19 protein-coding genes and 1 tRNA gene are annotated in these 23,395 nt (G+C 68.9%); 14 read left to right on the plus strand and 6 right to left on the minus strand.

Going from position 1 to position 23,395, the window contains the following annotated elements; translation table 11 throughout:
- The first annotated feature begins 10 nt into the window (after positions 1–10).
- The 5 genes from gor (at position 11) to BUR28_RS18135 (ending at position 5,294) form a co-directional block, all read left to right on the plus strand.
- The gene (gene gor, locus BUR28_RS18115; protein WP_074221392.1) at positions 11–1,369 is read left to right on the plus strand and encodes a glutathione-disulfide reductase; all 1,359 of its coding nucleotides are present in this window, start codon (positions 11–13) and stop codon (positions 1,367–1,369) included.
- Between the two features lie 79 nt (positions 1,370–1,448).
- The gene (gene hflK, locus BUR28_RS18120; RefSeq protein ID WP_074221393.1) at positions 1,449–2,582 is read left to right on the plus strand and encodes an FtsH protease activity modulator HflK; all 1,134 of its coding nucleotides are present in this window, start codon (positions 1,449–1,451) and stop codon (positions 2,580–2,582) included.
- 3 nt (positions 2,583–2,585) lie between these two features.
- A complete protein-coding gene (gene hflC / locus BUR28_RS18125; protein ID WP_074221394.1) occupies positions 2,586–3,485 on the plus strand; it encodes a protease modulator HflC in 900 nt (299 codons plus the stop codon).
- A complete protein-coding gene (locus BUR28_RS18130) occupies positions 3,482–3,676 on the plus strand; it encodes a DUF2065 domain-containing protein (protein ID WP_074221395.1) in 195 nt (64 codons plus the stop codon). Before hflC ends, BUR28_RS18130 begins: the two co-directional genes overlap by 4 nt.
- A 205-nt stretch (positions 3,677–3,881) precedes the next feature.
- The gene (locus BUR28_RS18135; RefSeq protein ID WP_175566988.1) at positions 3,882–5,294 is read left to right on the plus strand and encodes a Do family serine endopeptidase; all 1,413 of its coding nucleotides are present in this window, start codon (positions 3,882–3,884) and stop codon (positions 5,292–5,294) included.
- 280 nt (positions 5,295–5,574) lie between these two features.
- Here BUR28_RS18135 and BUR28_RS18140 read toward each other — a convergent pair whose 3' ends face one another.
- The 5 genes from BUR28_RS18140 to BUR28_RS18160 all read right to left on the minus strand — a co-directional run bounded on the left by BUR28_RS18140 (position 5,575) and on the right by BUR28_RS18160 (position 11,317).
- On the minus strand, positions 5,575–6,555 hold the full coding sequence (locus BUR28_RS18140) for a 2-dehydropantoate 2-reductase (RefSeq protein ID WP_074221397.1): 981 nt from the start codon (positions 6,553–6,555) through the stop codon (positions 5,575–5,577).
- A gap of 106 nt (positions 6,556–6,661) precedes the next feature.
- Positions 6,662–8,194, minus strand: a complete 1,533-nt coding sequence (locus BUR28_RS18145; RefSeq protein ID WP_254813775.1) for an acyl--CoA ligase — start codon at positions 8,192–8,194, stop codon at positions 6,662–6,664.
- A 38-nt stretch (positions 8,195–8,232) separates the two neighbouring features.
- On the minus strand, positions 8,233–9,750 hold the full coding sequence (locus tag BUR28_RS18150) for a tripartite tricarboxylate transporter permease (protein ID WP_074221399.1): 1,518 nt from the start codon (positions 9,748–9,750) through the stop codon (positions 8,233–8,235).
- A gap of 13 nt (positions 9,751–9,763) precedes the next feature.
- Positions 9,764–10,255: a tripartite tricarboxylate transporter TctB family protein gene (locus tag BUR28_RS18155; protein WP_074221400.1), complete on the minus strand. Its 492-nt coding sequence runs from the start codon at positions 10,253–10,255 to the stop codon at positions 9,764–9,766.
- Between the two features lie 81 nt (positions 10,256–10,336).
- Positions 10,337–11,317: a Bug family tripartite tricarboxylate transporter substrate binding protein gene (locus BUR28_RS18160; RefSeq protein ID WP_074221401.1), complete on the minus strand. Its 981-nt coding sequence runs from the start codon at positions 11,315–11,317 to the stop codon at positions 10,337–10,339.
- A gap of 177 nt (positions 11,318–11,494) precedes the next feature.
- Between BUR28_RS18160 and BUR28_RS18165 the strand changes: the two genes are divergently transcribed.
- From BUR28_RS18165 to BUR28_RS18195, 7 genes are all read left to right on the plus strand, one after another.
- Positions 11,495–12,904: a helix-turn-helix domain-containing protein gene (locus BUR28_RS18165; protein ID WP_074221402.1), complete on the plus strand. Its 1,410-nt coding sequence runs from the start codon at positions 11,495–11,497 to the stop codon at positions 12,902–12,904.
- A gap of 382 nt (positions 12,905–13,286) precedes the next feature.
- Positions 13,287–15,530, plus strand: coding sequence for a hypothetical protein (locus BUR28_RS18170; RefSeq protein ID WP_139307616.1), 2,244 nt, complete (start codon positions 13,287–13,289; stop codon positions 15,528–15,530).
- A 51-nt stretch (positions 15,531–15,581) separates the two neighbouring features.
- Complete coding sequence (locus tag BUR28_RS18175) at positions 15,582–15,905, plus strand: hypothetical protein (RefSeq protein WP_074221404.1); 324 nt, start codon at positions 15,582–15,584, stop codon at positions 15,903–15,905.
- A gap of 5 nt (positions 15,906–15,910) precedes the next feature.
- Positions 15,911–17,002 carry a glycosyltransferase family protein gene (locus BUR28_RS18180; RefSeq protein WP_074221405.1) on the plus strand — a complete coding sequence of 364 codons (1,092 nt, stop codon included), beginning with the start codon at positions 15,911–15,913 and terminating at the stop codon, positions 17,000–17,002.
- A complete protein-coding gene (locus BUR28_RS18185) occupies positions 16,999–19,077 on the plus strand; it encodes a glycosyltransferase (protein WP_074221406.1) in 2,079 nt (692 codons plus the stop codon). Before BUR28_RS18180 ends, BUR28_RS18185 begins: the two co-directional genes overlap by 4 nt.
- The gene (locus BUR28_RS18190; RefSeq protein ID WP_074221407.1) at positions 19,077–19,517 is read left to right on the plus strand and encodes a hypothetical protein; all 441 of its coding nucleotides are present in this window, start codon (positions 19,077–19,079) and stop codon (positions 19,515–19,517) included. Before BUR28_RS18185 ends, BUR28_RS18190 begins: the two co-directional genes overlap by 1 nt.
- 352 nt (positions 19,518–19,869) lie before the next feature.
- A tRNA-Leu gene (locus BUR28_RS18195) sits at positions 19,870–19,956 on the plus strand.
- 66 nt (positions 19,957–20,022) lie between these two features.
- On the opposite strand, the gene BUR28_RS18200 is transcribed toward BUR28_RS18195, so the two are convergent.
- A complete protein-coding gene (locus BUR28_RS18200; RefSeq protein ID WP_074221408.1) occupies positions 20,023–21,342 on the minus strand; it encodes an aspartate aminotransferase family protein in 1,320 nt (439 codons plus the stop codon).
- A gap of 138 nt (positions 21,343–21,480) precedes the next feature.
- On the opposite strand from BUR28_RS18200, the gene BUR28_RS18205 reads away from it, so the two are divergent.
- A complete protein-coding gene (locus BUR28_RS18205; RefSeq protein ID WP_074221409.1) occupies positions 21,481–22,353 on the plus strand; it encodes a MurR/RpiR family transcriptional regulator in 873 nt (290 codons plus the stop codon).
- A gap of 43 nt (positions 22,354–22,396) precedes the next feature.
- Positions 22,397–23,362, plus strand: coding sequence for a TAXI family TRAP transporter solute-binding subunit (locus BUR28_RS18210; protein WP_074221410.1), 966 nt, complete (start codon positions 22,397–22,399; stop codon positions 23,360–23,362).
- The last annotated feature ends 33 nt before the right edge of the window (positions 23,363–23,395 follow it).

Genomic DNA, 23,395 nt, shown 5'->3' on the forward strand with positions numbered 1-23,395 from the left:
GCAGACAGCGATGGCCTTCGACTACGATCTTTTCGTCATCGGCGGCGGTTCGGGCGGTGTGCGCGCGGCCCGGCTTGCGGCCTCCGAGGCGGGTGCGAAAGTGGCGCTCGCCGAGGAATACCGCATGGGCGGCACCTGCGTTATCCGCGGCTGCGTGCCCAAGAAGCTGATGGTCTTCGCCTCGGGCTATGCCGGCGCGATGGACGATGCCCGCGCCTTCGGCTGGGAGGTGGCGGCCGGCGGGTTCGACTGGCCGCTGTTCCGCGGGAAGCTCGATGCCGAGCTCGACCGGCTGGAGGGCATCTATCGGACCAACCTGCAAAAGGCCGGGGTGGACATCTTCGATGCCCGCGCCACGCTTGCCGACCCCCACACCGTGCGGCTGGCCGACGGCACCGAGAAGACCGCGCGCCATATCCTGGTCGCGACCGGCGGGCGGCCCTTCGTGCCCGAGTTTCCGGGCGCCGAGCACGTCATCACCTCGAACGAGGTGTTCCGGTTTGAGGCGCTCCCGAAAAGGGTCCTGATCGTCGGCGGGGGCTACATTGCCTGCGAATTCGCGTGCATCCTCAACGGGCTGGGCGTCGAGGTCACGCAATATTACCGCGGCGCGCAAATCCTGCGCGGCTTCGACGAGGAGGCGCGCGGCCATATCGCGGGGGCGATGTGTGACAACGGCATCGATTTGCGCGTCGGCACGGTGGTTCAGCGGATCGACCGCGTGGAGGAGGGGCTCTGGGTCAAGTCCACCGACGGCCATGATGCCGTCTACGATGAGGTGCTTTACGCCACGGGCCGGGTGCCGAACACCGAGGGGCTCGGGCTCGAACAGGCCGGCGTGAAGCTGCGCCAGAACGGTGCCGTCGAGGTCGACGCCTATTCGCAGACATCCGTGCCCTCGATCTATGCCGTGGGCGACGTGACCGACCGGGTCAACCTCACGCCCGTGGCGATCCGCGAGGGCGCGGCCTTCGTCGAGACGGTGTTCAAGGGCAACGCGACCAGGGCGGATCATGCGCTGGTGCCGGGGGCGGTCTTCACCCAGCCCGAGTTCGGAACGGTGGGGATGACCGAGGAAGAGGCCAGCGCGCACGGGCCGATCGAGGTCTACGCCACCGCGTTCCGGCCGATGCAGACGGGTTTTGCCGGGCGCGAGGACAGGGTGCTGATGAAGCTGATCGTCTGTGCCCGCAGCCGCAAGGTGCTGGGCTGCCATATCGTGGCCGACCATGCCGGCGAAATGATCCAGCTTGCGGCCATCGCCATCAAGATGGGCGCGACCAAGGAAGATTTCGACCGCACGGTCGCGGTGCACCCGACGATGGCCGAGGAACTGGTGACGCTGAAAGCCCCCGTGAGGACGGGTTGAATTCGGTCGCGCGGCGACCAGTTAGAGCACACGGAAAGCGTGCCGAGCGAGACGAGAAACAAAAGAAGGTAAGACCTGCATGGCTGGACAAAGTGGAGGTCCCTGGGGGGGCGGAGGCTCGGGCCAGGGCGGCGGAGGCAACCGCGGCTCTGGCGGCGGCAACGGAGGCCGTGGCCCCGGGGGCGAGCCGCCCCAGATCCCCGAGATCGACGAGTTGATGCGCCGCGGGCAGGAGCAGCTGCGCGTGCTGATGGGCGGCAAGGGTGGCCCGGGTGGCGGCGGTGGCCCCAAGCTGACGCGGGGGGGCATCATTCTCGGCCTTCTGGCCGCGATCGGGGTCTGGCTCTTCGCGTCGTTCTACACCGTGAAGCCCGAAGAGCAGTCGGTTGAACTGTTCCTCGGCCGCTATCTCGAGACCGGCCAGTCGGGTCTGAACTTCGCGCCGTGGCCGCTTGTCAGGGCCGAGGTCATCAACGTCACCAGCGAGCGCATCGAGGATATCGGCGTCGGCCGCGCCGGCGGCGATGCCGGGCTGATGCTGACCGGAGATGAGAACATCGTCGATATCGACTTCCAGGTGGTCTGGAACGTCAACGACCCCACGGAATTCCTGTTCAATCTGCGCGATCCGCGGCAGACGATCCGCGCCGTGTCGGAATCGGCGATGCGCGAGATCATCGCCCAGTCGCAACTCGCGCCGATCCTGAACCGCGACCGCGGCCTGATCGCCGCCCGGCTGCAGGATCTGATCCAGTCGACCCTGGACAGCTACGACGCCGGGATGAACGTGATCCGGGTGAACTTCGACAAGGCCGACCCGCCGCAGGAGGTGATCGACGCCTTCCGCGAGGTCCAGGCCGCCGAGCAGGAACGCGACCGGCTCGAGAAACAGGCCGACGCCTATGCCAACCGCGTGGTCGCCGGGGCAAGGGGCGAGGCCGCGCAGGTTCTCGAAGAGGCCGAGGGTTACCGCGCCCGGGTCGTCAACGAGGCCCAGGGTGAGGCGAGCCGTTTCACCGCCGTTCTTGACGAGTATCGCAAGGCGCCGGAGGTCACCCGCAAGCGCCTTTACCTCGAGACGATGGAGCAGGTGCTGGGCGATGTCGACAAGATCATCCTCGACGAGGGCAGCACCGGCACGAGCGGCGTGGTGCCCTACCTTCCGCTGAACGAACTGCGCCGGCAGAGCGGCGCCCAGACCCAGGGGAACTGAGCCATGAAGAAGACCGCATTCCTGCTTCCGATCCTCTTCGTTGCCTTGATCGTTCTCCTGTCCTCGGTCTTCATCGTGGACGAGCGCGAGCGGGCGCTGGTGCTGCAGTTCGGTCAGGTCAAGGCCGTCAAGCAGGACCCGGGGCTCGCCTTCAAGGTGCCGCTGATCCAGGAGGTCGTGCGCTACGACGACCGAATTCTCAGCCGTGACATCGACCCGCTCGAGGTCACGCCGCTGGACGACCGGCGCCTCGTGGTCGATGCCTTCGCGCGCTACCGTATCACCGATGTCGTCCAGTTCCGTCAGGCGGTCGGCGTGGGTGGCATCGCCGCGGCCGAGACCCGGCTCGACAGCCTGCTGCGCGCGGCGACCAGAGAGGTGCTGGGCTCGGTCTCGTCGAACGACATCCTGTCGTCCGACCGGGCCGCGCTGATGCAGCGCATCCGCAATGCCGCCGCCGAGGAAGCGAACAGCCTGGGGCTGGACATCGTCGACGTGCGGCTGAAGCGCACCGACCTGCCCGTGCAGAACCTGGAGGCGACCTTCGCCCGGATGCGGGCCGAGCGCGAACGCGAGGCCGCCGACGAGATCGCGCGCGGTGAGGAAGCCGCCCAGCGGATTCGCGCCCAGGCCGACCGGACCGTGGTGGAACTCGTCTCCGAGGCCCAGCGGGAGTCCGAGATCACCCGCGGCCAGGCCGATGCCGAACGCAACAACATCTTTGCCGAGGCCTATGGCGCGGATGAGGAGTTCTTCGAGTTCTACCGCTCGCTGACCGCCTATACCCGGTCGCTCAAGGGCGGCAATTCCTCGATGGTGCTGTCGCCCGACAGCGAGTTCTTCGAGTATCTCAAGCAGGCCGAGCGGCCGTTGCGGCCGGGCGAGGAAGCGGCCGGGCAATGAGCTTCGTGATCCTGGCCATAGGCTTGGTTCTGGTTGTGGAGGGGCTGGTGTTCGCACTGGCCCCTTCGCGTCTCGACGAGGTGGTGGAACTCATCCGCCAGATTCCGCCCGAAACCCGCCGGCTGATCGGGCTGGCGGCGGTGGCGCTGGGTACCGGTCTCGTTTGGCTTGCCCAAAGCCTCGGGGGGTGAAACACTGTTGGCTCACGCCCTGTTGACGTCCCGCGACGGGCGTCGGCTTGCACCGCCGCAGCGCGAGTCGCATATCGCGGATCAAGGGGAGCGCCGGCTAGCGCCCCACGTTGCAGGAAGTCAGGAGGAACCATCGGTGACACCGCAGGCCATTTCCATTCCCGCCCAAGAGGGCCGGGCGCGCCTGAACCCGGTCTGGGCGCTCATGCTCGGTCTCGTGCTGCTGTTCGCGCAAACGAGCCTCGCGTTGGCGCGGGCCGCGCCAGAGAGTTTCGCAGACCTGGCCGAAAAGGTCAGCCCGGCCGTGGTCAACATCACCACGCGCACGACCATCGCGGGGCACACGGGTGCCAGCCCGATGGTACCCGAGGGCTCGCCGCTGGAGGATTTCTTCCGCGACTTCATGAATCCGCCCGAAGGGCAGGAGGGGCCGCGTCCGCCGCGGCGCAGCCAGGCGCTGGGCTCGGGCTTCGTGATCTCCGAGGACGGGTTCATCGTCACAAACAACCATGTCATCGAGAAGGCCGACGAGATCGAGATCGAGTTCTTCTCGGGCCGGACCCTGGATGCCGAGGTGGTCGGCACCGACCCCAACACCGACATCGCGCTGCTGAAGGTCGAGAGCGACGAGCCGCTTCCTTATGTCGATTTCGGCGACTCCGAGACGATGCGCGTGGGCGACTGGGTGATGGCGATGGGCAACCCGCTGGGCCAGGGCTTCTCGGTTTCCGCGGGCATCGTCTCGGCCAGCGGCCGGGCGCTGTCTGGCACCTACGACGACTACATCCAGACCGATGCCGCCATCAACCGCGGCAACTCCGGCGGGCCGCTGTTCAACATGGACGGCGACGTGGTCGGCGTGAACACCGCGATCCTGTCGCCCACCGGCGGTTCGATCGGCATCGGCTTCGCGATGTCCTCGTCGGTGGTCACGAACGTGGTCGAACAGCTCAAGGAATATGGCGAGACGCGGCGCGGCTGGCTTGGCGTGCGCATTCAGGACGTCACACCCGATATGGCCGAGGCCATGGGCCTTGGCGACGCGCGCGGCGCGGCCATCACCGACGTGCCGGAAGGCCCGGCAGCGGAAGCGGGCCTGAAATCGGGCGACGTCATCCTCAGCTTCGACGGGGTCGACGTGGATGACACGCGCGGACTGGTGCGTCAGGTCGGCGAGACCGCGGTCGGCAAGACCGTGGATGTGACCGTGTTCCGCGATGGCGAGACCCGCAGAATCGATGTGACGCTGGGCCGCCGCGAAACCGCGGAGGGTGCCGTGCCCGCCGCCGCCACGCCCGAAGAGGCTGCACCGCAGGAACAGGAACTGCTCGGCATGACGCTTGTCCCGCTCAACGACGAGTTTCGCAAACAGCTGGAATTGGGCGGCAACACCGAGGGTCTGGTGGTCAAGGATATCGACGAGGTGGGCGAGGCCTACGAAAAGGGCTTGCGCGCGGGCGACGTCATCACCGAGGCCGGCCAGCGCAAGGTGACGAGCGTCGAGAACCTGGAGGAGCGGATCGAGGAGGCGCGCGAGGCCGGCCGCAAATCGCTCCTGCTGCTGGTGCGCCGCCAGGGCGAGCCGCGCTTCGTGGCGCTCTCGGTGCTGGAAGAATAGCGCCGCGCTACCGCCGCTATGACGCCGGACCGGGTGACCCGGTCCGGAACGGGCCTGCCAGCCTTCCCGCCGGCAGGCCCGTTCCCGTTGCACACTTCTATAGCCCGGCCCGCGATGCAGGCAAAGGGACCGGTTCGGCTGGAACGGGGGAACTGCCGTCGGTCGCAGGGCGGCGGTTCGCGACCCCTGACGACAGCCGGGTGTTGCCCGCCGCCGCGCTCGCCGCAGGCCCGGCCATGTCGGCCCGCGCGACAATTTCCGCGAGACCGCGCGGGCGGGTTCAGTACAGACCGGCCACCTTCGCGCGCAGCGTCACCAGCGCCAGCACCGCGTCTATGGTCGGCGTCGGCGTCTCGGTGACGCGGCCCAACTCCTGCACCGCGGCCACCAGCGCGTCGATCTCCATCGGCCGGCCCTGGTCGAGGTCTTGCAGCATCGAGGTGCGGTGCGGCCCCACGGCCGCGCCCCCCTCGATCCGGCGGTCCACGTCGACGGGAAACTTCACGCCCAGCTTCTCGGCGATTTCCTGCGCCTCCAGCATCATATTCCGCGCCACCGACCGCGTGCCCGGATCGGTGCAGAGCACGTCGAGGGTGGCATGGGTCAGCGCCGAGATCGGGTTGAACGACAGGTTCCCCCAAAGCTTCACCCAGATCTCGTCGCGCAACTTCGGCCGCACCGGGGCGCGCAAGCCCGCCTCGCTCAGCGCCCTCGACAGCGCGATGGCGCGATCCGACTTGGACCCGTCGGGCTCCCCCAGCGAAAAGCGGTTGCCCTCGATATGCTTGACGACACCCGGCTGGATCACTTCGGCGGCCGGGTAGACCACGCAGCCCAGCATCCGGTCCGGTCCGAACCCGTTCCACTGCACGTCGCCCGGGTCGAGCGTTTCCAGCCGCGTGCCCTCGTAGGCGCCGCCGATCTTGTGGAAATACCACCACGGCACCCCGTTCACGCCCCAGACGATCGTGGTGTTCTCGCCGATCAGCGGCTGCATCTTGTCGACCACCGGCGGTACGGAATGCGCCTTCAGCGTGACGATGACGTAGTCCTGCGGGCCGAGATCGGTGGCATCGTCCGAGGCGGTGACCTCGACCGTGGTATCGGTCCCGCTCTCCTCCTCGATCAGTCGCAGGCCGTTCTCCTTCATCGCCGCCAGGTGCGGCCCGCGCGCCACCAGGCTCAGATCGGCGCCCGCCTGCGCCAGTTTCGCGCCCATGTAACCACCGATGGCGCCCGCCCCGAACACACAGATCTTCATTGGACAATCCCTCGCTTCGCCGCGGACCCGCGCCCGCCGCCCTCTGCTTCTTCTGGCTTCAAATATCCCCGCCGGAGGCAGCCCGGCCCCCGGGCCGGGCTCTCGCTCAGGCCGCGCCCTCGACGAGGCCCAGCTTTTCGGCGAGCCCGATCCGCTGCATCTTGCCGGTCGCACCCTTCGGGATCTCGTCGAGGATCACCACCTTGCGGGGCACCTTGAAATCCGCCACGCGCTCGGCGGCGAACTCGCGGATCTCGCGCTCGGTTGACTCCGCACCCTCCTTCAGTACCACCGCCGCGGCGACTTCCTCGCCGAGCTTGGGGTGGGGCAGGGCGAAGGTCACGCACTGCGCGATGGCCGGGTGGTCCATCAGAACGCCGTCGACCTCCAGGGGGCTCACTTTCTCGCCGCCGCGGTTGATGATCTCCTTGAGCCGGCCCGTCAGGTGCAGATAGCCGTCGCCGTCGAACCGCCCCTGGTCGCCGGTGCGAAACCAGCGCTTGCCCTCGGCCTCGAAGAAACTCTTGGCGTTGGCCTCGGGGTTGCCCTCGTAGCCCGGTGTCACGTTCGGCCCCGAAATCACCACCTCGCCGGTGCCGTCCACCAACAGGTCCTCGGTTTCATGCGCGATGCGTACCAGGGGGCCCGAAGCGACACCGACCGAGCCGGGCTTCTGCGTGCCCTTGCCCAGCGGGTTCGAACACATCTGGTGGGTGGCCTCGGTCATGCCGTAGCCCTCGACCACCGGGGCGTCGAAGGTTTCCTCGAGCTGGGTCATCACCTGCGCCGGCAGCGAGGCCGAGGACGAGCGCAGGAAGCGCAGCCTGGTGGCCTCGATGATGTCCTTGTTGCGGCCCGCGCGGCTCAGGATCGCCTGGTGCATGGTCGGCACGGCCGTGTACCAGGTGGGCTGGGCGTCCTTCATCCAGCCAAAGAATTTCAGCGCGTCGAAGCCCGGCGCGCACCAGATCGAGGCGCCGGCGGCCAGCGAGGCCGACACCGCCGCGATCAGCCCGTGGATATGGAACAGCGGCATCACGTTCATGCAGCGATCCGCCGCCGTCAGCGCCAGCGAGTCCTTGATGATGTTCGCAGAGGCATAGACGTTGGACTGCAGCAGCGGCACGATCTTGGGCCGCGAGGTGGTGCCCGAGGTATGCAGGATCAGCGCGACGTCATCGGGTTCGGGCTCGGCCCGGTCGCAGCCGTCGCCGCCGCCCTCGGCCGAGAGGTCGAATACGCCTGCGGGGGCGGACTCGTCGTATGTCAGGCGCAGGATCGTCAGCCCGGCGCGATTGGCCGCGGCGAGCGCCGGGCCGTCATAGCCCTCGGCCAGAACGATGGCCTTGGCTTTCAGGTCCTCAAGATAGAAGGCGTATTCGTCTTCGCGATAGGCCGGATTCAGGGGCGCGGTCGTCGCGGTCTGCGCGATGGTCACGAAGGCCGTCGCCATCTCGGGCCCGTTCGGCAACACGATCGCCACCCGGTCGCCGCGGCCGACGCCCGCATGGTGAAGCTGTGCCGCCACCTTGTCGGCGAGGATGCGCAGCCCCCCATAGCTCAGCCAGTCGCGCCCCGGCGCGCCGATGGCGCGGCTGGCGTCGTCATGTCCCTCGATCAGTGCCTTGATGGTCGTCACTTGGTCGTCCTTTCCTGTCCGTCTCGTCGGCCCGGCCGTCATTCGGCCGGGGCCGGTTTCTTGGTCTTGCCCCGCCGCAGCATCTTGATCAGCGGCAGCACGAAGAAGATTGCCGCGATCCCGAGGAACACCGCCGAGAGGGGGCGTTCAACGAAGACCATCACGTCGCCTTGCGACCCGATCAGAGTCTGGCGGAAGCTTTTCTCCATCAACGGTCCGAGCACAAGCGCCAGAACCAGCGGCGCAAGCGGGTAGTCGGCCTTGCGCAGGATGTAGCCGGCGATGCCGAATGCCGCGATCAGCCAGACATCGTGCAGCTTCTGGCTGGGCGCGAACCCGCCGACGATGCAAAGGATGAGCACGACCGAGCAGAGCACGGTGAACGGCATCCGCAGTGCCCAGACGAAGAGCGGAATGAGCGCGATGTTGATCAGAACGGCGGCCGCGTTCGCGGTGTAAAGCGAGGAAATCAGCCCCCAGACGAAGTCGGGCTCCTCGATGAACAGCATCGGCCCGGGCACGAGCCCCCACATCACCATGCCGCCCAGCAGCAGCGCGGTGGTGGGCGAGCCGGGAATGCCCAGCGTCAGCATCGGCAGGAGCGAGCCGGTCGAGGCCGCGTTGTTGGCCGTCTCGGGCGCGGCGACGCCCTCGATATTGCCGCGTCCGAAGGTCTCGGGCTTCTTCGAGAAGGTCTTGGCCATGCCGTAGCTCATCAGCGAGGCGGGCGTCGCCCCGGCCGCCGGCAACATGCCCACGAAGAAGCCCATCGTCGAGCCGAAGGTCATCGTCCTCCAGAGCTTGTTCATTTCCCGAAAGCCCTGTCCCAGGGCGGCGAAGGTCAGCCGTGCGGGGGTGACCGATGGCGCGCTGCGCGAGGTCTCGATGGTGTAGAGCACCTCGCCCACGCCGTAGACGCCGATGGCGAGCACCAGGAAGGAGATGCCGGAATAGAACCCCGGCAGGTCGCCGAAGATCATCCGCGGCTGGCCCGAGATCAGGTCGAGCCCCACGGTGGAGAGCACCAGCCCGAGGCAGATCATCACGATGGTCTTGAGCACGTCGTCGCCGCCGAGCCCGACGAAGGTGGTGAAGGCCAGCAGGACGAGCGCGAATTCCTCGGTCGGGCCGAAGGCCAGGGCGAGGTCGGCCAGCGGGGCGGCGAAGATCGTGAACAGGATCACCGAGATCGTGCCGCCCACGAAGGACGCCACCGCCGCGGCGATCAGCGCGAGCCCTGCCTTGCCCTGCCGCGCCATCGGCCGGCCGTCGAAGGTGGTGGCCACCGCGGTCGAGGCGCCGGGGATGCCGAGCAGGATCGAACTGACCGCGCCGCCATACATCGCGCCGTAATAGATCGCGGCGAGCAGGATGATCGCCGAGGAGGGCGGCACGATGAAGGTCAGCGGCAGCACGATGGCCACGCCGTTGACCGAGCCGAGGCCCGGCATCGCGCCGATGAAGAGCCCCGCGGTCACGCCCAGAAGGACGATCATCAGGTTGAACGGCGACAGCGAGGTGGCGAATCCGTCCGCCAGAAGGGCGAGCATTTCCATGGATCGGCCCTCCTTACATGAAGCGTGCGTAGAGCGGGATGAAGAGCGGCTCCGTGATCCCCTTGGGCAGCAGGATCTTCAGCGTCACCTCGAAGAAGAAGAACAGGAACACCGGCATCGCCAGCGCCAGCGGCGCGATCAGTTTCCAGCCGTGGTGTCCGAAGACCCGAAGATAGACCACCATGAAGGCTACCAGCGCAACATAGGACCCAACGAGTGGGATCAGCGCGATGGTCGCGATCAGCAGGCCCGCGACGCCGGCCACTTGCGGGATCGCGTCTGGGTCGGGGAAGAACCTTGCGCCCTCGTGGGGATGGCTGATGAAGCTCCGCACCAGGATCAGCGCCGCGGCGGTCAGCATGATCGCCGAGAGCCAGAACGGGAACGATCCGCCGCCCGGACCCGATCCCTTGACCCACCCGATCGGCAGAACGGTGGCGTGCCACATGAAGTAAAGCGAAAGGCCCATCAGGGCCAAGGCGATGATGCGGTCGGCGGCCAGCATGGAGGCTCCATAGCGTTAGACGGAACACGGATCGCCGGGCGAGCCCGAAAGCCCGCCCGGCGGCAACAGGTCAGGGCAGGCTCAGGAGCCGAGTTCGCCCATGCTGTCGAGGATCTTCCGGTGCGTCTCGCGGCCCTGCAGCAGGAACTCCTGCAGATCGTCGCCGGTCAGAAGCTGGGCGTCCAGCGCCTCGTCGGCGGCGTATGTCTGCCATTCCTCGGTCTCGGAGACCTGGCGGAACATCTCGGTGTAGAAGTCCACGGCCTCCTGCGGCATGTCCGCGGGGCCCACGAAGCTGCGCTGCATCGTGTAGGTCAGGTCGTGGCCGAGTTCACGCATGGTCGGCACGTCGGGGAACGCCTCCAGCCGCTCTTCCGAGAAGGTGGCTATGGGGCGCGACTTGCCCGCCTTGTAGAAGCCCATCTGCTCGGCGGGGTTGTTCACCGTGGAGTCGATGTGGTTGCCGATCAGGTTCTTGGCCACGGTGCCGCCGCCGTCGAAGGGCACGTAGGTGTATTCGAGGCCGAATTCGTCCTCCAGCATCGCGGTCACCAGGCTGTCCTCCTGGCCCGAGCCGGTGCCGCCCATCTTCCACGTGCCGCCGGCGTCCTTCACCGCGGCGACGTAGTCGTCGAGGTTCTGGATGTCGCTGTCGGCGTTGACCCAGAGGATGAAGTTGTCGTTCGCCATCCGGGCTATGGGCGTGAATTCCTCTATGTCGACGCCGATATCGGTGCGCAGCGGCGTGGTGTAATAGCTGTTCAGCGTCGCCATGATCGTGGTGGCGTCGCCTTCCTTGTCCTTGAGATAGCGCAACGCCTCGGCGCCGGACCCGCCGCCCTTGTTCACTGGCAGGATCGGCATCGGCGAGAAGTTGTTCTTCTGGATGATCGACTGGAACAGGCGCGCCAGGCGGTCGGCGCCGCCGCCCTGGCCGGCCATTATGACCATCTCGACCGGCTTGTTGGGCTTCCAGCCTTCGGCCAGCGCCGGAGCGCCGAGCGCCAGCGTGGCTGCCGCCATCGTCGCCATCGCGGACCGGCGCGTGAATGTCTTGAGCATGTGAGACCTCCCTTTTCTCAATTCCCGCCGAACGGTCCTCTCGGTGGGGGCGCACCTCCACCACCGCCCGGTTTCCGATAGGTGAACTACGCCCGGCCCTTGAAAATCCACCGGTAAACGGGTTTGCATGCTAAAGTCGGAATTGACATGTCGGCAGTTTTGTAAATCTGTAAAGGCATGCGCAAGGCTCTGATCGGTTCCCAACTCCGGCAGTTGCGCCGGGACCATGGCCACACCCAGGCGGAGATGGCGCGGCGGCTCAACATAAGCCCCGCCTATGTCAACCTGCTGGAGAACAACCAGCGCGCGCTGTCCGTCCCGGTGCTCATGGCGCTGAGCGAGGCGTATGGCGTCGACATGCGCGAATTGCTGAGCGACCGCGATGCCGCGCGCCTGGCCGAATTGCGTTCGGCGGTCGCCGACCCGGCCTTCGCCAGGGACCGGCCCGACTTGCCCGAACTGCGCGGAGCGGTGGACCATGCCCCCAGGCTTGCCGACCTGTTCCTGCACCTCTACCGCAGCCACCGCAGCGCGATGGAGAACCTGGCCCGTCTCGGCGGCGCCGGCTCGGCCGAGGATCTCCTCGTCACGTCGCCGGAGACGGCGATTCACGACTTCTTCCGTGACAATTCAAACTATTTCGACGCGCTCGAAGCCGCGGCCGAGGACATCCGTCACCAACTGGTCGGCGCGCCCGACGACATGTATGCGCTGCTCAAGCGTTACCTGCGGATGAAATGCCAGATCGACGTCCGCCAGGTGGGGCTGGACGAAATGCCTGACAGCCTGCGCCTGTTCGACGCGAAGGCGGGCCAGGTGCTGTTGTCGGAGGCGCTGGATCACCCGAACCGCATGTTCCAGCTGGCCCATGTGCTGGCGCTGGTGGAGCTTCCCCAGGTTCTCGACCGCCTGACCGACGACAGCGGCATCGAGAGCGAGGCCGCGCGGGCGCGCTGCCGGGTGGAGCTTGCCAACTACTTCGCGGCAGCGCTCCTGATGCCCTACGAGCCGTTCCTGGACCTGGCGGAGCAGACCGCCTACGATCTCGACCGGCTGGGCGCAGCCTTCGGCACCAGCTTCGAACAGGTGGGGCACCGCCTCACCACGCTACAGCGCGACGGGGCGCGCGGCATCGGGTTCTTCCTCCTGCGGATCGACAAGGCCGGCAACGTCACAAAGCGGGTCAATGCGACGCCCTTCGCGCTGGCCGAGAAGGGCGGCTCCTGCCCGGTCTGGAATATCCACGACGCGTTCTCCGCGCCCGATGTGATCCTGCCGCAACTGGTCGAGATGCCGGACGGCGCGCAGTTCTTCACGCTTAGCCGGACCACGCCGCGGCCGGTCTTCAGCCGCCACCAGCAGGCCAGCCGGCTTGTCGTCGCGCTGGGCTGCGAGCGGGGCGACGCGCACAAGCTGGGCTATGCGCGCGAGGTCAACCTGGACCGGGACGGTGGCGCCGTGGCGCGCATCGGCATCGCCTGCCGGCTGTGCCCGCGCCAGGCGTGCGGCCATCGCGCCCATCAGCCCTTGCACATGAACCTGCCGATCGACGCGAATCGCCGCGGCCGGACGCGTTACGAGAGTTGAAGCGCCGCGCCCGCGGGGCCTGGTCGTCCGGCGTCGGCAACGTGCTCGGCCGGGCGGACCGACATGCGGCCCGCCGGGAAAGACGAGCGGCGTCCGAGGCATGGCCGCCTTCTGTCAGTGCTTGGCCGGCGTCCGCGGTAAAGCCGCGCGCCGAATTATGGCGGATTTGTGGCGTTGTTCCGCTGCCGCCGGTTCTGTAAGGTTGCAGGGGGAGAGGTTGGGCTCAATTTCCCGGGGCCGTGCCGGGCCTTTCGGCACGACAGTTTTTTTGAGGTGATCGTTTGAGTCCCACTTTTTGGGGGGTGGGGAAATGGCCAACAGGACGGATGCAGGGGCATCGCCGTCGGCGCCGGCGCAACCCGGAGACGACCAAGCAAGGGTGATGGAACTGCTGAACTCCGAGGCGTGGGAGAAACGCCTCGAGGAAGCGCGTGCCCGGCGTCGCCAGGCGCTCGCCGACAAGGAGTCCCGTAAACGGCACCTGCCGGGCGACCGGGCGACCGGGGCACGCACGGGGACGGTCGGTACCGCTTTCGATACTGAACGGCATGATCAGCCCGGAGCCGGGACCCGGACGGTCGGCCGCGAGGAGCATGGCCCAGCCCTTGGTCCGCTGACGGCTGGTCGCGTGCCGCAAGGCAGCCCGCGACCGCGCCCGCCCGAGGGGCGTGCGCGCGATGCCCAACCGCAGACCGGTGAACAGCCGCAAGACGCCCGCCCGGCCGGGCCGTGCCGGGCGTCCCTTCCGAAATCTCTTCCCGATGGGCCGGCTCCCGCCGCGAGTGCGGGTCCGTCTGCCGACCCGACGCCGCCCCGGCTGGAGACGGCGCTGGCCCGGGCGCGGCGTGAATCGGCGGCGGCCGTCCCAAGCCCCGAGCAGGGGCGCGGCCGCAAGCAGCTTGTCGCCGCCGCGTTCGCTCTGGGGATTACGGTGGGTGTGGGCGCGATGCAGCTTCCGGCGCTCCTCGCGGGCCTCGGCACTTCCGCGCCGCCGGATCTGGCCGGCCTGCCGGAGCCGCGAAGCGGTTCGTCCGGGCCGGTGCCCGAGACCGGCCATGCGCCGTCGCCCGCCGGGCGTGCGCCAGCAAGCGGTGCCCTGCCGGCCCCTGCACCCGTCCATCCGGTCCGTGACATGCGGCCCGCCACCGGCGCAGCGCAGGGTGTGGGAGCGTTCGAGATCGCCGGGCTTGGCACTCCGTCGCCAGACGCGGCACCGCCCGGCGCCCCGTACGCCTCGATCCCGCGGGCCGCACCGGCGCGGCCGGGCCCCGGCGAGCGCCCCCTCGCCGTTGAGCATGCGCCCGAGATGCCGCAGGTGCCGGGCACGGCTCAGGCGCCGGCCGCCGACGCGGATTTCGGGGGCGTGAGGTTCAAGGCCATGGCACCTGCGGACATGTCGGCGAGCCTTGGGGAATTGCCCATGGCCGACTCGCGGCCGGAACTCGTGGTGGCGCTCTCGACCAAGGGCGCGCCGGCCGAGGAATGGGGCGCCGGTCCCGCGGCGCCGCGCCCGGTCGCGCCCCGCGTGACGACCGCCTCGGAACGGCCAGTTGCCCCCATGGCGGCGCCTGCCGAACCGACGCTCATCGCGGCCCTGGCCGCGCCGCCGGCCCGCGCAACGGCCGCCGCGCGCCCTGTTGCCATGCCGCCGGAGCCGGGGCCGGAGGCGCGCGCGCGGGCCGGGACGAGGTCGCCGCGCCATGCTGCCGCGCTGCGGCCGGAACTGGCGCCCGTGCCGGCATTCGTCGGCGTCACGGCCCGGCCTGTTCCTTCGGAGGCTCCGCCCGTGCGGTCCCCGGCCGGGGACCGCCCTGCGGTGCTCTTTACCGGCGACGGCGCTTCCGCCCACCTTGCGCCGCGCGCCGTGCGTCCCGCGCCGGTCGCCGCGATCATGCCGCCCGCGGTCCCGGCAGAGGCGTCGGCCCGCGGCATCAGGGTCGCCCCCCTCGCGGCGATCGCTCGACCCGACGTGGCGCGCGCGCCGGTCGTCCCCGGCGTGGCGACCCCGATGGGGCTTGTCCGGCCGGCGCGCCTCGACCGGCCGGCGCTCGCGCCGGTATCGCCGCCAATGGCGCCTGCCGCGGGCGAGCGCCTTGCCATTGCGCTGCCGGGTCCCGAGGCGCCGCCTTTCGCTGCCGTGCGTCCCGTCGTCCCGGACGGCCGCCTGGGGTCCGACCACCCGCTGGCCGGTGCCGCCGCCGTCCCGCCAGAGCGCCTGCCGCCGCCGGTGCCACCGGCGACGGTTCAGCTTTACGTTCCCAGCACGGTGCCTGAGGACACCGTATCAAGGATCGCCGGAAACCTGAGCGCTGCGGGCTTCGACATGCGTGAGCCGGCGCGGGTCGGCTTCGATGTCGCGCGGACGAATGTGCGCTACTATTTTCGCTCCGATGCCGAGGCCGCGGCCGCGCTGGCCGACCGAGTCGATGGAATCGCGCGCGACTTCAGCGGTGCGAACCGGCGGCCGCCGCCGGGACGGCTGGAGCTTTGGGTCGCGGGCGACGGGACAGGGGCGGTGCGCGCCACGCCCACGGCCCGCCGCGCCGCGGGTCCGACACGAGAGCAGATCGCCGCGCGCCTCCGGCAGCAGGTCGTTCAGAAACTCAGGGCGGCGGGCAGCCAATGACGCGCATCCTGCATACCGTTTCGGGCGGCGGCCTTTCGCGGGAGGATGCGCATGCCCGATAGGAGACTGGTCGCCATCGTTACCGGGCTGATGCTGGTCATGGGCGGGCTCGGCGCCGGCGCCGAGCCGACGCTGCAGCAGTTGCGGACCATCGACAGCCTGCTCACGCGCAACGACACCGCGGGGCTTCTGGACTACCTGCTGGAAAACCCCCAGGTCATGGCAGGCGACGACGAACTCGGCAGGGAATTGAGGCAGTTCGTCTCCGACGCCAGCAATGGCCGGCTGCGGGTCGACTACGTGTCGCCAACCGCGCCGGGCCAGGCCGCTGCCGTCGTCGGCCGGAGCGCCGGCGCGGCGCCGGGAACCTACTGAGCCCCGTGCCGGACCTTCGCCCGCCCGATCGCGCCGCGCTGCCCCGTGTCGCCTACGTCATCGACCCGCGCTTTGCCGGGGGCACCTCGGCGGCGGTCGCGGCGGAATTGCGCGTCGCCGCGCGCCACGCGTGCGTCACGGTCCATGCGCGCGCCTCGGCGATGTTCGGCCCCGGCCGGCACGTCGCCCCCAGCCTGCGGGCCGCGCTTGACGACCTTGGTCTGCCGTTGACCTGGGACGCGGGCGAGATCGCGGCAGACATCGTCATCCTGCACAACCCGGCCTTCCTGAAGCACCAGTCGCACCTGGGCGCCCGGATCGTGGCGCGGCACCTGATCGTGGTCGCGCACGAGAACTTTCTGCGGCCGGGCGGGGCCGAAGGTTTCGACGTCGGCGGCTGTCTTTCGGTGATCGACCGCGCCTCGCTTGCGGTGAGAAAATCCATCGCGCCGGTGTCCGGCCACAACCGTGCGACCGCGACCGACTGGCTGGCGGCCAGCCGGCCGCTCGGGGCGTGGGATGTGCTGGCGGACGACTGGTTCAACATATGCGACATGCCGCGGGTCGCCCCGACGGCGGCGCCGCGCGACCGTCGCGGCCGTCATTCCCGCCCGGGGTTCGAGAAATTCCCCCCGCTTGAGGCGCTCGACCATTGCTTTCCGTCCCATGCCGAGGCCAACGTGCTGCTCGGGGCGGATATGCTGATCGCCTCGGGGCTGGCGCGGCCGCATTGGCAGATGCTGCCCTTCGGTGCGCTCGACGTTGGGACGTATTTCGGAATGATCGATTTTCTGGTGTATTTCACGGCTCCCACCTGGCGCGAAAGCTTCGGGCGCGTGATCGCCGAGGCGCTGGCAGCGGGCAAGGTCGTTCTGACCGATCCCGAGACCGCCGCGCCGTTCGGCAAGGGCGTCCTCGCCTGCGCGCCGGCGGAAGTGGATGCGGCGATCGCCCGCCTCGTCGCGAGCGCGCCGGCCTATGCGGCCCAGGCGCGCGCCGGGCAGGCGGCGCTGGATGCGTTTTCAGCCGGGGCGTTCGAAGCGCGGTTCGCGGCCGTGCTTGCCGCGGGTGGGGACGCTGCGCGGGAGGCGGCATGATCCTCGTCGAAGCGGGCCGCCGCGATCTGCGCGGCCTGGACGCGCAGCTTACCTTCGCGGCCCAACTGGCCGCCCGCGGGCATTGCGTGGCGCTCGATGCCGCCGGCCTGCCTGGCGCGCTCGACCGGGGGCGCACCTACGAGGCCGCCCCCTTCCTCGTCGATTCCGAGGATCTGTCGGTCGAGGCGCTGTTCCTGCTTGGCGCGGAGGACATCGAGGAGGCGGCGCTCGCCGCGCTGCGCAACCGCGCGCTCGCCGATGCTGTGCCCGTCGTCGCCATCGGCCGGTTCGAGGATCACCAGGGCTATCTCGGCGCGCGCGCGCGGATCGCCTATGCGTTGGGGCGTGAGCCGCGGATGTTCGACCTGTCCGAGAGCCAGCCGCGCCCGCTGGTCGCCCGCGCGGCGACGCCGCTGGTGGCCGAGCTTGCGCCGCGCCCGCGGCCGCTGGGGGCGGTTCCGGTCCTGACCGTGGCGCTCGGCGCAAAGGCGCTCGACAAGGGCGATGTGCTGGGATGCTTCGCCGCGATGTCCCATCGCGCCGGGGTCAGGCTTCGGATCATCGCGAATGCCAAGCAGAAAGAGCGCGTTAAGGCCTCGCGCCACCACGACCTGCCGGTCGTGACCTTCACCGATCTGTCGCCGGTCACGCTGGCCGCCCGCACCGATGTCTTCGCGGTTTACGGCCAGGGCGTTCCGGGCGAGCGCATGGCCGCGCTGTCCGTCTGCCTGCTGGGCGCGGGCGGTGTGGTGGTCGATTGCACGGAGGACGGCGCGTTCCTTGCGCTGGGGGCCCCGGCGCTGCGTGGACCGGTCGACCCGGCGGCGCTGGAAGCCTATCTGACCGACACCGTCCTTGTGAACCTTGGCCCAATCGGCGCGCAACTCGCGGCGTCGCCCTGGATCGCCGGGGCCGACATCGCCCGTCTGGAGGCAGCCGCCGGGCTTGCCTCCGGATCGGCGGCCCCGGCGCGGGGCAGGGCTGCGCGCGCGCGCGGGCGCACCGTGTTCATGCCGACGAACGGCGTGGGGCTTGGCCATGCCCAGCGTTGCTCGGTGATCGCCGACGCGACGGAGACCTCCGAGCGCCCGGTCTTCGCCGCGTTCCCCTCCTGCGTGCCGATGATCCGCGATCGCGGTTTCGATTGCCTGCCCCTGGTGCAGAAAAGCGGCGATCACCCGCAGCCCTATGCCAATGACGTGCTGACCTACCTGCGGCTGGGGCGTCTGCTTGGGAGGGCCGACAGGCTGGTCTTCGACGGCGGCTACGTGTTCGACTCGATCTTCCGCACCGTTCTGGAGCGCGGCACCCGCGCGATATGGATCAGGCGGGGGCTATGGCCGGAGGGCGACGCCAGCAAGGAGGCGCTCGACCGAGAGCGCATCTTCGAACGGGTCATCGTGCCCTCGGAAGCTTTCCCGGAACTCAACGACGTCTACAGCCAGACGCCGCGGGTCCGTAACGTGGGGCCGATCCTGCGCCAGCGAGAGCAAACCGAAGAGGAATGCGCGGCGCTGCGGGCGCGTGTGGCGGCTCATCTCGGGCAGCCCTTCGAACGTCTGGTGGTGTCGATGCTGGGCGGCGGCGTCGCTTCCGACCGCAGCGCCCAGTTGCAGGCGATCTCCGGGCTTTTGGCGGGGCGGACAGACACGCTGCATCTCGTCGTGGTCTGGCCTGGAGCACTGGTCGATCCGGCGTTGCATGCGTGGCCGAACACCCGCGTCGTGCAGACTTACGAGGCGCTGTCGCTCTGCCTCGCGGCCGACCTCGTGACCTCGGCCGCGGGCTATAATTCGGTGCACGAGGTGCTTTATCACGCGATCCCGGCGATCCTTATCCCGCAAAGCGCGCCCTATCTCGACGATCAGACCCGGCGGGCAGAGGCGCTGGCGAGCCGCGGCTTGGCCGAGATGATCGAGGCCGGCGATCTGTTGCGGCTCTCGTCGGTTTTGACGGAGTGCCTGGAGGGCGGGGGGGCGTGCCGCCTGCGGGCCTCGCTGGCCGGGGCGGACCTGCCCGCGCCGGGCGCGGCCGAGGCCGCGCGCCTGATCGCCGAAGTGGGGGAGGAGAACTGATGGACCGGGTATGGAGCGCGATCGTCGGCCGGATCACCCCGGCCCGCCCGGTGGAGCTCGACGCGGTGATCCGCGGCGATGCCGCGCCCCGACCGCGCGGCGCGATGCTTGCCCCCGCCCCCGCCCCCGCCCCCGCCGTGCCGGTCTCTGCGGCGCTTTGGCGGCAGGAGGACGAGACGCTGTCGCGCATCGGCATCCGCATCACGGCGCCGCTCGACGACCCGGCCCGGGCGGCGCTGCATCTGGCCTCGGCCGTGATCGAGCGCCGGGTGATCCCCATCATCCTGAGCCGTCTCGACCATTCGGGCTTCGAACGTTTCGGGTTCCGGGTCGAACGGGTGCCGGACGGCGCGGGCGCGGCGGCCGTCGAGGCCGAACTCCGGAAGTTCTGGAACCTCGCCATCATCGTCGACGGGGGCGACATCGGCCGGCTGGGCTAGCAGCGGGCAGGGGCGGCGGCCGGGCACGTCTGTGCGATCCGGTTCCCGTCCGATTCAGGAGTTACGCAAAGTACCTTCTTCCACCGACGTCGCCTCGCCTGCCATACCGGCCGCGATCCGAACCCGTCACCCTCCAAGACCGAGAGAGGACCGCGCGGTGGCGTCGGGGGTGCGCGATCGCCAAAGGAACCGGCCCTTGCGTCGCCGGTCACCTGTTCCATGCCGACAGCCCAAGCCCGGGGCCGACGGCTTGAGGAGGTGCGACGAATATGGCGGTATGCGCTGGCAATTCACGCAAGCACCTCGGCCCATGGTGTGCCATATACTGTGACGCGCTGTGCCGAACAGACATGCGGGTGTGGCGAAACTGGTAAACGCACGAGACTTAAAATCTTGCGCCGTCAATGGCTTACGGGTTCGAGTCCCGTCACCCGCACCACCTCTTGCAGGCCCTGCAGTCCCCTGACATATCCTGCCGGGGGGGGGCCATAACGGCCCCGCGCGCTCAGACGACCTGGGCGAGGGCGGTGCCGAGCTTGTCGACGATCTCGTCGATATGGGCGTCCTCGAGGATGAAGGGGGGCGCGAGCAGGACATGATCGCCTTGCCGTCCGTCGATCGTGCCGCCCATAGGGTAGCAGATAAGCCCGGCTTCCAGAGCCGCGGCCTTGAGCGCCTTGTGCAGCCCCCGCTCGGGGGCAAAGGGGCGCTTGGTCTCGCGGTCCTCGACCAGTTCGAGCGCACGGAACAGGCCACGCCCGCGGATGTCGCCGACATGGGGGTGCTGGCCGAAGGCCGCCTCCAGCGCCGCCTGCAACCTCTCGCCCATGGTTTGGGCGCGTGCGGCCAGCCCACCATCGGTCAGCTTTCGCAGCACCGTCAGCGCGGCGGCGGCCGCGACGGGATGGCCCATATAAGTGTGCCCGTGCTGGAAGAAGCCCGAACCGGCTGCGATCGCGTCATGGATCGTGGCGGTGCACAGCATTGCACCGATCGGCTGGTAGCCGGCGCCCAGGCCCTTGGCGATCGCAGTGATGTCGGGCACCACGCCGTCCTGCTCGCAGGCGAAAAGCGTGCCGGTCCGGCCCATGCCGCACATCACCTCGTCGAGGATCAACAACACCCCGTAACGGTCGCAGATCTCGCGGACTTTGCGGAAATACCCCTCGACCGGCGGCACCGCGCCCGCCGTCGCGCCCACCACCGGTTCGGCGACGAAGGCCATCACCGTTTCCGGGCCGAGTCGCTCGATCTCGGCCTCCAATTCGTTCGCCACGCGCTGGCCGTAGTCCCATTCGGATTCGCCTGGCTCCTGCCCGCGATAGGCGTAGCAGGGCGAGATGTGGGTGGTCTCGATCATCAGGGGCGCGAAGGGCGCGCGGCGCCACATGTTGCCGCCGGTGGCCAGCGCGCCCAGCGTGTTGCCGTGATAGCTCTGCCGCCGGGCGATCACCCGGTGACGGGCGGGCTGCCCGGTCTCGATGAAATACTGCCGGGCGAGTTTCAGCGCCGCCTCCATCGCCTCGGACCCGCCCGAGACGAGATAGACCCGGTCGAGCCCGGCGGGGGCGTTTGCGATCAGCGTGTCGGCCAGTGTCTCGGCCGGTTCCGAGGTGAAGAAGCCGGTATGGGCGAACGCCACCTTTTCGAGCTGGTCGCGGATCGCGCGGGCGACGTCCGGGTCGGAATGGCCGAGGCAGGACACGGCCGCGCCCCCCGAGCCGTCGAAATAGCGTTTCCCTTCCCTGTCAATGAGATAGACGCCCTCGCCCCGGTCCACCAAGGGCGGCGTGGCGCGGCAGTTGCGGGCAAAGACATGGGACATGGGACAACCTTCCGGCGCGACTCGCGCCTGCGAAACTCTAGCCCAAATTGAAACAGACGTTTCAGGAATTGACAACGGCTAAAACGGATGAAACGCTCCGTTTCAACGAATCTGTCACAAGGTTCGACAGGGAGACACATGCCGGACACGCCCTCCATCGAGGACAAGATCGCGGCGGAATACGGCGCGCTCAGCGCCAAGCTGCGCGACGCTGCCGACTACGTGGCCGCGCATCCCGTGGACGTCGCGACGCGGTCTTTGCGGTCGATTTCGTCCTCGTCCGGGTTGGCGCCGGCCACCTTCTCGCGGCTGGCCCGGGCGCTGGGCTTCGACAGCTACGAGGAAATGCGCGAGCTCAGCCGCAACGCGGTCGGTCGGCGCTATGTCAGCTTTTCCGAACGGGTACGCCGTCTGCAGGCCGAGGCCGAATCCGGCACGCAGCCCCCGTTTCTCACCCGTCACGCCAGTGCTTGCGCGGCCAACATCGAGGCGATGACCCGTCTGATCGATCCCTCCCGGCTGGAGGCGGTGGTCGACCGGCTGCACCGGGCCGAGAACGTGGTGCTGCTGGGTGCGCTAGGGTCGACCGGCATCGTCGAGTACATGGCCTACATGGGCAATTACTTCGCCGCGAACTGGCGGCTCGCGGGCCGCATGGGCGCGTCCCTGGCCACCGCGATGACCGACTTGACAGAGCGGGATGCGCTGGTCGTGCTGACCAAGCCGCCCTTCGCGCGCCGCGCGATCCTGGCCGCCGAGATGGGGCGCGAGCGTGGCGCCTACGTGGTGGTCATCACCGACACCCATGCCTGTCCGGCGCTGAAATGGGTCGATGCCGGCTTCATCCTGCCGTCGGACAGTCCGCAGTTCTTCTCCTCCTACGCCGCGAGCCTCGTGTTTGCCGAAAGCATCATGGGTATGCTGGCGGCCCGGGCGGGCCCCGACGCCAAGGCCCGGATCGAGGAGGTGGAGGCGCGCAATCACGGCCTGGAGGAATTCTGGAGCGCGTGATTGACCCCGTAACGACGACCCAACCCAACAGAGGAGCAACCACATGTTTGCAAAGCTGAAACTGACCGTCGCCGCCACCGCGCTGACGGCCGTCGCCGCGCCCGTCGCGGCGCAGGAGTTCATCACCATCGGCACCGGCGGCGTAACCGGCGTCTACTACCCGACGGGCGGCGCGATCTGCCGGCTGGTGAACAAGGGCCGCAAGGATCACGGCATCCGCTGTTCGGTCGAATCCACCGGCGGCTCGGTCTACAACCTCAACACCATCCGTGCGGGCGAGCTGGAATTCGGCGTTGCCCAGTCCGACTGGCAGTATCACGCCTATAACGGCTCCTCGCGGTTCGAGGAGCAGGGCGCCTTCGAGGGGCTGCGCGCGGTATTCTCGGTCCACCCCGAGCCCTTCACCGTGGTGGCCCGCGCCGATGCCGGCATCGAGACCTTCGACGACCTGAAGGGCAAGCGGGTGAACATCGGCAACCCCGGCTCGGGCCAGCGCGGCACCATGGAGGTCGTAATGGAGGCTAAGGGCTGGACGACCGACGATTTCGAACTGGCCACCGAACTGAAGGCCGCCGAACAGTCCGCCGCGCTCTGCGACAATCAGATCGACGCGATGATCTACACGGTCGGCCACCCCTCGGGCTCGATCCAGGAGGCGACGACTTCGTGCGATTCCGTGCTGGTGGAAGTGGCTGGCCCGGTCATCGACGAGCTGATCGAGGAGAATTCCTACTACCGCAAGGCCACCATCCCCGGCGGCATGTATCGCGGTAATGACGAGGACACCACCACCTTCGGCGTTGGCGCGACCTTCGTCACCTCGGCCGATGTGTCCGACGATGCGGTCTACACCGTGGTCAGCGCGGTCTTCGAGAACTTCGAGGATTTCAAGGGGCTGCACCCGGCCTTCGCCAATCTCAAGCCCGAAGAGATGATCGCCGACGGCTTGTCGGCGCCGCTGCATGACGGCGCGGCCAAGTACTACCGCGAAAAGGGCTGGATCGAGTAGGCCCCTGCGCGCATGATACCGGGCGGGGCGTGC

The sequence above is a fragment of the Rhodovulum sp. ES.010 genome, assembly GCF_900142935.1.
Classification (GTDB): Bacteria; Pseudomonadota; Alphaproteobacteria; order Rhodobacterales; family Rhodobacteraceae; genus Rhodovulum.